This is a genomic window from Anaerotignum neopropionicum (assembly GCF_001571775.1).
GTDB lineage: Bacteria > Bacillota > Clostridia > Lachnospirales > Anaerotignaceae > Chakrabartyella > Chakrabartyella neopropionicum.
In genome coordinates this window covers 1-12,555 of record NZ_LRVM01000010.1, presented here as the reverse complement: position 1 = coordinate 12,555, position 12,555 = coordinate 1, and the positions used below count along the sequence as shown (strand labels likewise).

The window sequence follows — 12,555 nt, the reverse complement described above, 5'->3', positions numbered from 1 at the left end:
TGGGTAAGAAAAGACATTATTCCCAAGCTGATATTTGTTTTAGCACAAGAACTACAATTAATTGCTTGATGAAGGAATATCTCAGTGCACGAGAGAAATTCATCAAAAAAAAGAATAGGTTATTGTTTGTTGCTTTAACAAAATCTTAACCTTATTTTACATTAAAAAGGTGGTTTGCCATTTTTTCCTTTTGTTATAATTTGTTTGTATTTAATATCAATTAATTAAAAACGAAAATGGAGGGTTTTCAGATGAAACGAAATTTTTTAGAAAAGGCTTTGATCTTTGCTTTGGTTGGTGCAATGGCAATTTCCACGGTTGTTGCCTTTGGTTCTACCGAAAACACCATCATCAACCCCAGTACCACTAACGCCACTTCTGCGGCAAAAAGTTCTGCGCCCAAGTACATTTTTCTCTTTATCGGCGACGGTATGAGCTATCCCCAAATTCAAGCTGCCAGCGACTATTTGGGTGCAATGGCGCAGGCAAAAAACAGCTCCATCCTCACAGGGGGAGAAGCATTATCTTTTATGAATTTTGATGTTGTAGGCAGTGCGACCACTTTCGATTCTACATCATTCTGTCCTGATTCTGCGTCTACCGCAACCTCTATCTCCACGGGTAAGAAAACCCATAGCTCCGTTATAAATATGGATGAAAGTAAAACAAAGGAATATACTGCTATTACCGAAAAGGTAAGAGATCAGCTTGGTTATAAGGTTGGGATCATCAGCAGTGTAAATATAAACCATGCCACCCCCGCTGCTTTTTATGCCCATCAGGCAAGCAGAAATAACTACTATGAAATTGCCCTTGAAATGGTGGAAAGCGATTTTGATTACTTTGCCGGAGGTGCATTAAAGCAGACCACAGGCAAAAATAACGACCAAACCGATGTATACCAAGTTGCTAAGGAAGCGGGCTATAATGTAATCAAAACGCAGTCTGAAGCTGAAAAACTCACCGCAAAGGATGGGAAATCCATTGTCATTGCTGAAAGGCTTGCTGATAGTGACTCTATGACCTATGCAAACGACAAAGAAAATTCAGAATGGGGCCTTGCAGACTATGTGAAAAAAGGCATTGAAGTCTTAGATAACAGTACGGGCTTCTTTATGATGGTAGAAGGCGGAAAAATCGACTGGGCTTGCCATGCTAACGACGCAGGGAGTACCATTGCTGACACCTTAGCATTAGACGAAGCTGTACAGGAAGCGATTAAATTTTACAACCAGCACCCCAATGAAACATTAATTCTTGTCACAGGGGATCACGAAACAGGCGGACTTACGATTGGATATGCTGGAACAAACTATGATACATATTTAACCAATTTGTCAAACCAGAAGATTTCCTATGCAAAATATGATTCTGATTATGTAGCCAAATATAAGGAAAATAAAACGCCCTTTGAAACAGTACTAAAAGACATCAAAACCAACTTTGGTTTAACCACTGCTTCGGATAAAACTGTAAGCGCAGACTCGAAGTTAATTTTAACTGACTACGAATTAAAAAAGCTGAAAGCAGCTTATGACAAAACAATGAGTGGTGTTGCAGTGGATGAATCAAATCAAGAAGAATATGTACTTTATGGCACCTACGAACCACTTTCTGTAACTATCACCCATATCTTGAATAACAAAAGTGGTATTAATTTTTCATCTTATTCCCATACAGGTTTGCCGGTAGGTGTATTTGCAGAAGGTGTAGGCGAAGATTTATTTTCTAGCTACTACGATAACACTGATATTTACAACAAGCTGGCATCACTTCTCAACTTGAAATAAGAAACACAAAATGGCACTGCCATACCTAGATATGGCAGTTGCCCCTTTTTATTAGGGAGGAAAATATGAATTTTTTAAAAAACAACGCACCTGTTTTGGCAGGTATCTTTATTCTCATTTTTTTAATACTACTCCCAACCGGTTTTGAGGATGCTGTTATTTATAAAGGTGCAGATCGATGTGCTGCAAAGGTTTTAGATACCAACAATAGCAATATCATTGATACAGGCCTTGTCCGTAGTGGGGAACAGGATTGTACACTGGAACTTTTGGGAGGTAAATTCAAGGGGGAAATTGTGGATGGCTTTAACATCTTAAACGGCTCGCTAGAAACCGATAAAATATTTCAGGTGGGGGATAAAGTCCTTGTTGTTATCAATTATCAAGAGAACACCATTGTTTCTGTCAATATGATTGACCATTATCGCCATCCAATAGAACTTTTTTTGGCAATTTCCTTTGCTGTTTTCCTCATTTTGGTGGCAGGTAAAACAGGCATACGGGCAATTCTTAGCTTTGCCATTACAGTTCTTATGCTTTGGAAGGTTTTGGTACCCTTATATCTAAAGGGTTATAATCCCATTTATATTGGACTATCCCTTACAGCTTTTTTGACGGTAATCATCATCGCTTTGGTATTTGGCTTTGACCGCCGTACCCTAAGTGCCGTTTGTGGATCAATAACTGGGCTTTTGGTAACGGCAGTTTTGGGCATTTTTTTTACCAAGCAATTTAAAATTCACGGTGCCATTATGCCCTATTCTGAAAGCCTGCTATATAGCGGCTATGCCCATTTAAATCTAACTCAAATTTTTATGGCAAGTGTTTTTATCGGCTCATCGGGGGCTGTAATGGATTTAGCAGTAGATATCACATCTGCTGTCCAAGAGGTGACAGAAAAAAAACCGGATATTTCTGTTTTTGAGGCTGTCAAAAGCGGCATGAATGTGGGACGTGCGGCCATGGGTACCATGACAACCACATTGTTGCTGGCTTATTCTGGTGGATATATGGCGTCCCTCATGGTTTTCATGGCACAGGGTACGCCCATATCCAACATTTTAAATTATAAATATGTTTCAGCAGAAATTCTAGACACCTTGGTGGGGAGCTTTGGTCTTGTTAGTGTTGCACCCTTAACCGCCCTTTGTGCTGGTGTTTTCCTAACAAAAAAGGATCATTTAACTGAGGATACTTTAGAAAAAAAACTTGATCCACCAAATCTAAAATAAATCAAAGGTAGAAAACTTTCGGGTGTGGCCTGTGATTTTATTTTAATCGTTATCAGGTCGATCAAGTAATATTTTATTTACCCAATAGTCGGCTGGCTTTAGTTGATAACTTTTGAGGTTGTTGAAATTGAAATACGTCCCTAAGAAACTGGGGGAGGGTCTGTGACTAACCTTCTATGATGTAAGAGGGCGGATTCCCAGACTTATGCCAATAAACTAAAAAAGCGACTCTTTTCAAAGCCGCTGATTATCATGCAAAATTTATCAAGGAAAAAATTACATTATTATATAGGAAAATAATTTATTTTAGCTTCCGTATTCCTGAATTTTGACTGCAATCTGTTTTGTTTAAATCAATTCCGAAAGAGGAGGCATTGTGTATAAAAACATCGCGTTGCCCTGTATAAATAAGATGTTGCGCACTTAATGTTCAATAAAAAGAGATAAACCATGCTTAGCCAGAATCCCTCTTTTTTGTACCTTGTCGTTAGTTAAAACTGTAAATTTCATGTTTATCAACTTTTTGGTTTTGATTGAATCTTAAGTCTATGTTAAAATTATATATGGTTTCTGCCATGATGGCGGCAATTTCTATGGCGCGACCTTCCTTTACAGTTTTGTTCGCATATCACATTAGAGGAGCCGCAGTCGGGGCAGGAATATCCTTCGTTTTTGATTGCCATAAGGTTTTCATAGCTTTCCCTCCATTCTCTGCCACAGTCCAAGCATTTCACGGCGCAGATATGATAAGTATAGTTACCTCCATCGATATGAATCACTTTACCGTTCACAAGGCTATCTGCAACCTTTTTCCTTGCGGAAAGCAGAATACGCTGAAATGTTGCCCGTGAAACCTGCATTTTTTCCGCACCTTCTTCTTGTTCGAGGCCTTCTAAATCCTTAAAGCGTAGGGCTTCCAGTTCTTCAATTAATAGAATATTACTAGGTACTTCAGGGATACCTTGTTCAGAAGGCACAAAGAAGGGTATAGCAGGCGCATTTTCTATGATTCGCCATTTCGTTGGTCTTGCCAAAACATTCAACTCCATTTCAATTAATTTTCCTATAAAACATATTCATTTAGAGCAGCACCAAGTTTTTTTGCAATGACTGTGCATTTTGCTTTCAGAAGAAAAAATATCGAATGCAATGGGAAAGGGCCCCGTAATTTCCCTATCCTTTACTAATGATCAGGTCCGCTTCAAAAATAAATCTAAAAAATAAGTGTTGCAAATTTCAAGAATTATCTTTGGTGAATCAGACCACAAGGGAAGGATTGTGGTGCAGCCATAAAACCCAATTCGTAGGCCTCTTTTAAGGTGGCATCGTCGATAATCGGTGGCTTCTTACGGCGTATAGTATTTTATATTATACAGAGAAAGATGCTCTGCCAAAATTCTATCAAACACTGTTTCTCCAGAACTATTACCGAGGATGAGTAAAGGTTTTGCTTTTTTAAGCTTCTCTTCAAAGCCAGCAATATCACAAAAACAAGAGTCCTTTTCAAACTCGGATTTTTTACAACTCTCAATAACAATGTTATTGTAAATGTCTGAATCAATGTTATTTCCCGTTGGACGATTTTCAATGCCCAATATAAGCTGTTATTTTTCTGTTCCAAAAAGGATTTTAAAAATGGGTATATTTACAATTTGATGCATAACCGATGCCAAATCTGGCGAACTACAGTAGTTTTTATAATTTGAAAGGATACCTGTCATTTCAATCAATATTTTATCCTGTATAGTTATATCGTTAGTAGCCATTCTGGCAGCTTCAAGTATCTGCTTGAGTATACACAGAAGGCAAGCAAGAAAAATTTCTATAGTAACACCTTTATTAATGGGTATAATCTAAGATTTTAATATCTGCCCCTATTTTTGTGGAAATTGCTTTTTTCATAGCCTCTGCATGGGGACAGACAAAGCCTATAGGGGCGCCTTTGGTTATACAGGAAGCCAAAGCTATGGTATTCGCACCTCTTTTTACCATTTCCTCTGCTCTTGTTATCGCTTTTTTCCCTGGACAGCCTCCGCAGGAACTAAAGCCTATTAATTCAATTTCTTCTTCGATTCCTGCAAAGGCACCTTTCTTTTCTTTCATTACTTTAAAATCTGATGTGCCGGGACACATATCTTCAGTTTGCATACATCGAATGATTCCTACTTTCATATTATTTCACCCTTCCATCACTAAAAATTTACTATTATTATAGTTGGATTATTAGCATATGTCAATTATTCGGGGGGGGGCTAACGATTCTTTATGAGTAGCATTAGGATTCTTTTTAAAATTTTTTGCCCACATCGATATATTCCGCAATTTTGTTTTGTTCTAACAGCTCATTTAAAATGGAAAGGTCTGCGTTCTTCCCTTGGATATAATGCTGAATAATTTTTTCTCTTATGGGATGCACAGAAGCGATGCTTAATAGGTCTTCTGCAATATTGTACGTAAAGAAAAAAACCTGTTCGGTATCATTCTCAGTAATACATTCAATATTAACGCCGGAAATACTGTTAATGATACCAGCTGCTCAATCAAACTTTCGCTGGTTGCTCTATAAATGTTACTCTCTGCTGGCGCCCTTGTGGGTACCAGTATATAAGATTTCTATGGCTTAATTTTTGCAATTTGCTTTGCAATGCTTTCAAGATGATCTGTGCCATCATTCATTCCTGAAACAAGCGTGGTTTCAGTAACAAGAGTTCCTTGATAAGATTTTGAGAAGTCAATGATACCATCTAAAATGCGTTCAAGCTTCAATCTGCCGTGGGGCCTGTCAATTTGGTGCCAGATTCCCTCATTCACTGCATTCAATTTCACGGAAACCCAATCCGCATTTGATAAGTCGCCTTTATCATAATCGCATCTCCTTTTAAATTGATATTTCGGTGGATTAAGAAAGCCTATATCATTTATTTAAAATTATTTTTTGTTTTAATTCGTTAAAAACTTTTCAACAGATATGGTATTATTTTAATTATTGAATGAATGGTGAAATGCGAATAAGGCAGGCAAATATGCCTGCCCTTCATCGTATAAAAGGTTATTCTCCGGTATGTTCTTCAAAGCTTGCAAGCAGCCTATTTACTTCGTTAAGCTGGCTTTCCAATAAATTTGCCTGTTTTTTCAAAAGTTCTTTTTCTCCAACATCCCATGCGAATGCTTCGGTTTCTTTTTGGGCTCCAAAGCGTGCCCATCTTGGCAAACCCGTTGCATGCAACATCCGTCTGTTGCCATTCCCTTTCCCAAAGCCGCAGCCAAAGCCCACTAAATTTTTCTTCGTTGCAAGGTCGGCGCAAAAGCCTGCACCTCTTCCTGTTTTTGCGCCCATTCCCATGGGGCCTGTTCCATCTCTTCTTGGCATAATAATTCCACCTTTCTCAAAAATATTTTTTAGTGTTTTTTACGGTTGAATAACCGATAAGTCAAGTAAGCACATCCCGGCAGTAACCCTGCAAGATAAAACCTATGCCGATAGCCTTGTCTTTGCCCAAATCCCATGGCATGGCCCATTCTTGTTTTGGCGAAGCGAGGCATTGGAAAGCCTTGACAAACACCCATTCCTCGCCCTGTCAGTGGTCCTTTTCCAAAAGGGCCTGTTTGATCTTTATTTGCCATAGCGAACCCTCCGTAGAGTTTTTTATACTGTATATGAGTGTGTTTCATCTTAACAGCCTTTGCTGCCTGGAGTACAAAAGCTTGGGCCATTTGCCAAAAGTGTTCCATTCATAAAGGCATTTAGGGCCTGATTTACATCTCCTGTAACGCCGGTAATTACTTGTATTCCATAAGTGTGAAAGAAAGCGGCTGCCGTTGTTCCCATGCCACCGCAGAGTATTCTTTGAATCTTTTTAGAATGCAATAGCTCAGGAACAGACCCAGGTGAATGTTTGGGGATGAGGAGTGTTTCTGATTGAATTAATTTTCCGCCCTTTATATCTGCGATTAAAAATTCTGGACATTTTCCGAAATGCGCCGATACTGTTTTCTGTTCAACTGCTATGGCTATTTTCAATATAGATTCCTCCTTTTTACAATAAATTTTTGGTTTAAGAAATTATTTAATGTGTTGCTAATGCATAAGAGTTTTCATTATTTTAATTTACAATTTTAAGTTTGCATTTTTCCCTAATGTCATTGAATTATTTATTATTGGCATATGCTCATTAATATAATAAGGCTATTATGGGCATATGTCAATAAAATATTTGAAATTTTTGATTTTTTTCAAACGCATATTAGCTTATGAGAAATTTCTTTTATATCCGGCTTAAATGCTGGAGAAAAAACATACGTCAATAATTTTGTTGAGAAAATGAGCAAGAGATACTACTTTATGCCAGTTAATAACGATCAACTATCGCCTTTAGAATATTTATATTGGCTAACCCATCGTAACTATATTTAGCATCATTTTTTTAGAATAAATTTAGTAATGTACCTTGGCTTCTCTACGCTGTTGTTATTTCCGGTTTTAGGACATGCGGTGAAAGTGAACCAAGTGAAAACGTGGAATGCAATGGAACAGCAGAGGGGAATCAAGCAACTGAAGATGTTTAAATGCAAAATTTTAGGATATATTTCCGGCCCAGAAGCTTGCAAATTTGGCCCAGAAGCTTGCAAATTCGGCACAAGAAGTTTTAAGTGTAGTTTCAAGTATTACAAAAGATGATATAAATCAAATGAGTAATACTGAAGAAGCTATTTTAAATTAAAAGAGCTAAAACAAGCAAATTTTGAAGGAGTAGAAACAAGAAGTGAAATGCAAGATTAGTCTCAAAATATTATTTTAGATGTTGAAGAAGGTATAAATTATCGAAGAAATTTTAGAAAAAACAAAGGAAATAGATGATTCAACTACAAGCAATTTTAAATCCTATAAATTAAAAGAATAAATAAAAAATTTCAAATCAAAGCAAAAAAAACAATAAACAACAAAATTTTTAGTTTCCGAGTTGAAAAAGAAATAGTATTAGTTTATGATTGTGGAAGTTTATAACAATATTGTATAATTATTCGAAAAATTTATAAATGAAAAGGAGGAAAAAATGAAAAATACTGTGTGTATTGAGAAAGAGCCTTAAATGAAACAACTGGATTCGGATATGGAAGGTAAATATCTGACATTCTTTATTGATAAACAAATAATAGCGATTCCAATATTTAATGTAGTGCAAATTGTATGATTGCAGAAGATTACAGAGATTCCGGATTCTATCAATTACATGAAAGGGGTTATCAATTTAAGAGGAAGTATTATTCCTGTTATTGACATTCGTTTAAGGCTAGGGAAAAAAGAAAAAGCCTACGATGGTTGAACCTGTTTTGTTGTTGTGTTAATACAGGACAAAGAGGTTGGGTTAATTGTAGATGAGGTAGATGCTGTAATAGCGATTATGGAAAAAGCATTGCTCAACCACCTAAACAAAGGGGTAAATAAGTAAAATTACCTTTCTGATATTGCAAAGTTAGAAAGTGAGGTTGTTTTTCTCATAGACAGCGCTAAATTATTATCTGAATAAATGATAAACAATTTGGAGTAATATGCATAAAGTGCGGCAATTGAGCTTATAACCTGCCCGAATAATATTTTTGATTTAAATGTAACAACAGCAGGAGTTACATTAGCTGGATAAGTTTTACAGTTGTTATAGACTTCATTAAAATTAACAAAACGTTATAGTAGGAGCAAAAAAAGGCAACGAGTAGGTTTGCTCCTATGCAAACTGCCATTTCGTAAAATAAAGAGCCCAATCATTTATTTTCGCGGAAACCAAGGCATCTTAAGCTACAATTTTTAAAGTAACAAAAGTGTTGAAATGTTTAAATATTGTAAGGACATTGGGTTCTGTCTTACTAAAACAATTCCATTATAAAAGATGAACAGGCAATAGTTGTTCTGTTTTAAAAGAAAGAAGGTATATAAAAATGAAACAGTGGTTTGAAAATCAAAAAATATCCAAAAAGTTACAAGTGGGATTTTTGTTTACAGCGTTTATGGGTGTGATAATTGGCGTTGTTGGCATTATCAGTATGATCAGCATGATTAACAGCCAGCAAAAGACATATGATGATTGCACAAAGGGAATAGAATATTCTTCAGAAGCAGAAAATCATATGAAAGAACTCAGAAACTCTATCCTTTATTTATATATCAACTACGATACAGATAAAGAAAAATACTTGCAAGAAATTTCTGATTCAATGGATCTCGTTCAGACACAGTTGGATAACTACACAACAACAATTTCGAGCAGTCAAGATCAGCAGAATTATGACTCAACCAAAACGGCTTTCGAAGCTTATAAAAAAGTAGCTGATGAAATTGTGAATGCTTCCCATTCAGGAGAATCAAAGGAAAACATACTATCTTTAATAAAAGGGGCAGCGTCTACTGCACAGAATACAACAGATGCTTTTGAATCCATAACGGAATATAACCATACAATTGCAAAAGATAATCTTGAAAGTAGTAAGAAGGTGGCATGGATTGAAGTATTTATTATGCTTGCTGTAATTGCGATATCCCTTATCATTGCACTTTTCTTGAGCATGTACATATCCGGAATCATCAGCAAGCCAATGCAGATGCTTGCTATGGTATCCGAGTATCTTGCGATTGGGGATGTTGACATCTATGGTTTACTAACAGAAGAAGACAAAAAAGTGAAATATCGAAAGGACGAAATAGGCAAGGTCGCCCTTGCTTTCAACAAACTGATTGAAGAAACTGTTACTCTTAGCAAAACGGCGGAAATCATTGCAACAGGAGATTTGACTACAACTGTAATTATCCGCTCTGATAAAGATGTTATGGCCAAAGCCCTTGAGAATCTTGTAAAAAAACTACATGTTCTAATTTCATCGGTATCATTAACCGCAGAGCAGGTCGGCGTTGGCGCTGGGCAGGTTTCTGACGGTGCACAGGCATTATCCTCTGGTGCTACTGAGCAGGCAGCGACTGTTGAGGAATTAACGGCCTCAGCTGTCAGTATTTCTGAGCAGGCGGTACGAAATGCCGACAGTGTGCTAAAAGCAGGGGAATATGTAGAGCAGGCTGGGCAAGGCGTAACAGTCAGCAACGAGTATATGGATAGGCTGAATAACGCCATGCGGGAAATCGGACAGTCCTCTCAGGAAATTTCAAAGATTACCAAACTTGTGGAAGATATCGCCTTCCAAACAAATATTCTTGCGCTTAATGCCGCAGTAGAGGCCGCTCGTGCCGGAGATGCAGGAAAGGGCTTTGCGGTGGTGGCAGAGGAAGTTCGTAATCTTGCGGCAAAATCTGCTGAGGCAGCAAAGCAAACTTCAGACTTAATCCAGAAATCTGTGGAGACCGTTTCTGAGGGGGAACAGCTTGCCGAACAGACACGCAAGATTTTGGCTACGGTGGCGGAAAAAGCCAGTATGGTTGTAAAATCAATTGGGGAAATCGAAGCATCATCCACGGAACAGGCATCAGCTATTGAACAAATTAATCAGGGACTTTTGCAGGTGTCTACAGTAGTGCAAACCAACGCTGCAACCTCAGAGGAAAGCTCTGCCGCCAGTGAAGAACTTGCAGCGCAAGCACAGATTTTACAAGAGGAGATAGGAAAGTTTAAGTTGTGTAAAGAGAATGAAAGCTTTCATATGTCGGGGGGTGACAGGACAAATATAAAAAATCATAGTCAGGAACCCTATACTTCTCTATCTAAATCAAATCCTTATGAAAAATACTGATACCTAAACAGTAGCACTGTCAGCAAAGAGATTTGCCACAGTTTTTCATTCGCTAATATTTTTGTGATGGGTTCGCTCGTAATTGAAACCAAGGTTTGTAAGTTTTAAATTCGGTACTTTCGTAAAAAGCTTCTCTACCTTTAGCCATATAAAGCTTACGGTGTATGACAGTATGCCATGTGGTAACTCGATTGGCGTTCAGTTTATAATGTTGTTGATATGTTATAAGAAAACAAAATATACTAAGTACGAGGCAATTAAAAGGTGAGGACAAAGAGTGAAGTGTCTAAGACCATACATGGTGCTATATCAGCCTTGTTGTGAAAAATTAGAACCCTTTTCAAAGTCTGTGTAAACTGACATAAAAAATTGATAGTTATTTATGGGTAAGGCCATTTTTCTGTGGTTCTTGCCCTGTTTGTATTACAAACTGTTTTCGGGTTGGTTAAGAAAAACTTCCATCTGGCAGTCTTATACATAGTGTTCTTATCATAAATTTCACAAAATTACAGCACTAAATAGAAATCATTCTCTCCTTCCTTGGTTGAATTATTGCCCTAAAACCTTGATATAGTGCCACTTCAGAGGTAATATTAACAAACAGAACGAGGAGGTGAGAGAGTAATAAAACCTCCTAAAAGTAATAAAATGAAAAAATAAAAAAACTGCGTGTTGCTGCCTATCCACCCTTTGGCTATACCAATGTGGATGGAGAAATGGTAATTGTGCAGGAACAGGATGAAAGCGTCAAAGAAATACTTGCAGAGGTTTTGGCAGGGAAAGGTACATATACCAGAACATTTAGAGGAGATAACCAGATTGCAAGGGAAGAAGCCATGGTTATGTACCCAAGAGCCATGAAGATTACGAAGCTTATAGGAAGTGATGATAGCAGATGTGAAAGTTACACGGACTATAGCCAAGTAAGTGACTGGGCAAAAACAAATATTAAGAATATATTATCAGCCTTGTATTTAATGATACAACAGCAACTAAAATTTCACCAAAGGCAAGCTTGACCTATGATTTTTTATTTTATCATAGAAGGCTTTTAGTTTAATACTTAATTTACAGACTTTGTTTCACATACCCTTTAGTTTACAAAAAAACTTTCACAGACTCCATAAAACAAGGTCTGAAGGCTTATACCTAAGCCCTCAGACCTCAGACCAGTTCTTATCATAGAAGATTAGTATGTACAGACTTTTCTTTACACAATCAAGACCATCTTAGCTATGAAAAGTCAGAACACTCTGACAGAGGTGATTACCGCAATGGTTACAAGTCAAAGCGTATCAATCGTAGCTTGCATCATTCCATATTCGAATTCTGATGCTTCTTTAATCATATCACCCCAGAGATAGTTCAACAGACTACAGAACATATTGCGTAAAAGTTTCATTTTCTGTGCCCACGATATTGACATAAGTTAATAAAGTACTTTAAGAAATTAACTGCAAACAAATATTCTTACAGCAAACTCTTTGCATAAAAATTAACCCACCTGATACGCCTAACCCTAGACTTATAAGAAATGCAAACTTATATAAAGATAAAACAAACAGAACTAGTATCAAAGTAGCTGGATCGGCTATAATTAACTAGACAGAATTTTTAAGGGCATATATGATATTCTTAATGAAGAAAGGATGATGCCCTATGTCTCAAAACAATGAACTCAAAAATCGTCGTACATTTACGTCCGAATTCAAACAACAAATTGTTGATCTCTCCCGAAGCGGTAAGAGAAAATGCGATATCATACGTGAATATGATATTTCAGGCTCCCTCCTTGATAAATG

Annotated in this window: 11 protein-coding genes; 5 read left to right on the top strand and 6 right to left on the bottom strand. The window is 37.1% G+C overall.

The genetic code is table 11. From position 1 onward, the window contains the following. The first annotated feature begins 251 nt into the window (after nt 1–251). Together CLNEO_RS12450 and CLNEO_RS12445 are read left to right on the top strand one after the other, a co-directional pair. Nucleotides 252–1,790, top strand: a complete 1,539-nt coding sequence (locus CLNEO_RS12450) for an alkaline phosphatase (protein WP_066089594.1) — start codon at nt 252–254, stop codon at nt 1,788–1,790. A 65-nt stretch (nt 1,791–1,855) separates the two neighbouring features. Next, entirely contained in the window at nt 1,856–3,022 is a 1,167-nt protein-coding gene (locus tag CLNEO_RS12445; RefSeq protein WP_066089591.1) for a YibE/F family protein, read from the top strand. Nucleotides 3,023–3,579: 557 nt separating this feature from the next. On the opposite strand, the gene CLNEO_RS12440 is transcribed toward CLNEO_RS12445, so the two are convergent. From CLNEO_RS12440 to CLNEO_RS12410, 6 genes are all read right to left on the bottom strand, one after another. After that, on the bottom strand, nt 3,580–4,056 hold the full coding sequence (locus CLNEO_RS12440) for a DUF134 domain-containing protein (RefSeq protein ID WP_066089796.1): 477 nt from the start codon (nt 4,054–4,056) through the stop codon (nt 3,580–3,582). Nucleotides 4,057–4,861: 805 nt separating this feature from the next. Further along, nucleotides 4,862–5,194 (bottom strand): CGGC domain-containing protein, encoded by a 333-nt coding sequence (locus CLNEO_RS12430; RefSeq protein ID WP_066089586.1) that lies wholly within the window; start codon nt 5,192–5,194, stop codon nt 4,862–4,864. 441 nt (nt 5,195–5,635) lie between these two features. Then, a complete protein-coding gene (locus CLNEO_RS12425) occupies nt 5,636–5,848 on the bottom strand; it encodes a hypothetical protein (protein WP_066089583.1) in 213 nt (70 codons plus the stop codon). Nucleotides 5,849–6,071: 223 nt separating this feature from the next. Continuing rightward, nucleotides 6,072–6,392 carry a DUF5320 domain-containing protein gene (locus tag CLNEO_RS12420; protein WP_066089580.1) on the bottom strand — a complete coding sequence of 107 codons (321 nt, stop codon included), beginning with the start codon at nt 6,390–6,392 and terminating at the stop codon, nt 6,072–6,074. Nucleotides 6,393–6,421: 29 nt separating this feature from the next. Further along, nucleotides 6,422–6,646: a DUF5320 domain-containing protein gene (locus CLNEO_RS12415; protein WP_066089578.1), complete on the bottom strand. Its 225-nt coding sequence runs from the start codon at nt 6,644–6,646 to the stop codon at nt 6,422–6,424. A 49-nt stretch (nt 6,647–6,695) separates the two neighbouring features. Beyond that, entirely contained in the window at nt 6,696–7,043 is a 348-nt protein-coding gene (locus tag CLNEO_RS12410) for a NifB/NifX family molybdenum-iron cluster-binding protein (protein WP_066089574.1), read from the bottom strand. Nucleotides 7,044–8,214: 1,171 nt separating this feature from the next. Here CLNEO_RS12410 and CLNEO_RS16785 point away from each other — a divergent pair. The 3 genes from CLNEO_RS16785 (at nt 8,215) to CLNEO_RS12400 (ending at nt 11,772) form a co-directional block, all read left to right on the top strand. After that, a complete protein-coding gene (locus CLNEO_RS16785) occupies nt 8,215–8,346 on the top strand; it encodes a chemotaxis protein CheW (protein ID WP_083532005.1) in 132 nt (43 codons plus the stop codon). 610 nt (nt 8,347–8,956) lie between these two features. Beyond that, entirely contained in the window at nt 8,957–10,753 is a 1,797-nt protein-coding gene (locus CLNEO_RS12405) for a methyl-accepting chemotaxis protein (protein ID WP_066089571.1), read from the top strand. A gap of 716 nt (nt 10,754–11,469) precedes the next feature. Next, nucleotides 11,470–11,772 (top strand): hypothetical protein, encoded by a 303-nt coding sequence (locus tag CLNEO_RS12400; protein ID WP_066089569.1) that lies wholly within the window; start codon nt 11,470–11,472, stop codon nt 11,770–11,772. Nucleotides 11,773–12,555: the final 783 nt, after the last annotated feature.

Bases quoted from the DNA above. Each gene is read 5' to 3' on its own strand.
- CLNEO_RS12430 (WP_066089586.1), bottom strand. From the start codon at position 5,194: ATGAAAGTAGGAATCATTCGATGTATGCAAACTGAAGATATGTGTCCC.
- CLNEO_RS12400 (WP_066089569.1), top strand. From the start codon at position 11,470: ATGGTAATTGTGCAGGAACAGGATGAAAGCGTCAAAGAAATACTTGCA.
- CLNEO_RS12420 (WP_066089580.1), bottom strand. From the start codon at position 6,392: ATGCCAAGAAGAGATGGAACAGGCCCCATGGGAATGGGCGCAAAAACA.
- CLNEO_RS12415 (WP_066089578.1), bottom strand. From the start codon at position 6,646: ATGGCAAATAAAGATCAAACAGGCCCTTTTGGAAAAGGACCACTGACA.
- CLNEO_RS12445 (WP_066089591.1), top strand. From the start codon at position 1,856: ATGAATTTTTTAAAAAACAACGCACCTGTTTTGGCAGGTATCTTTATT.
- CLNEO_RS12450 (WP_066089594.1), top strand. From the start codon at position 252: ATGAAACGAAATTTTTTAGAAAAGGCTTTGATCTTTGCTTTGGTTGGT.
- CLNEO_RS12405 (WP_066089571.1), top strand. From the start codon at position 8,957: ATGAAACAGTGGTTTGAAAATCAAAAAATATCCAAAAAGTTACAAGTG.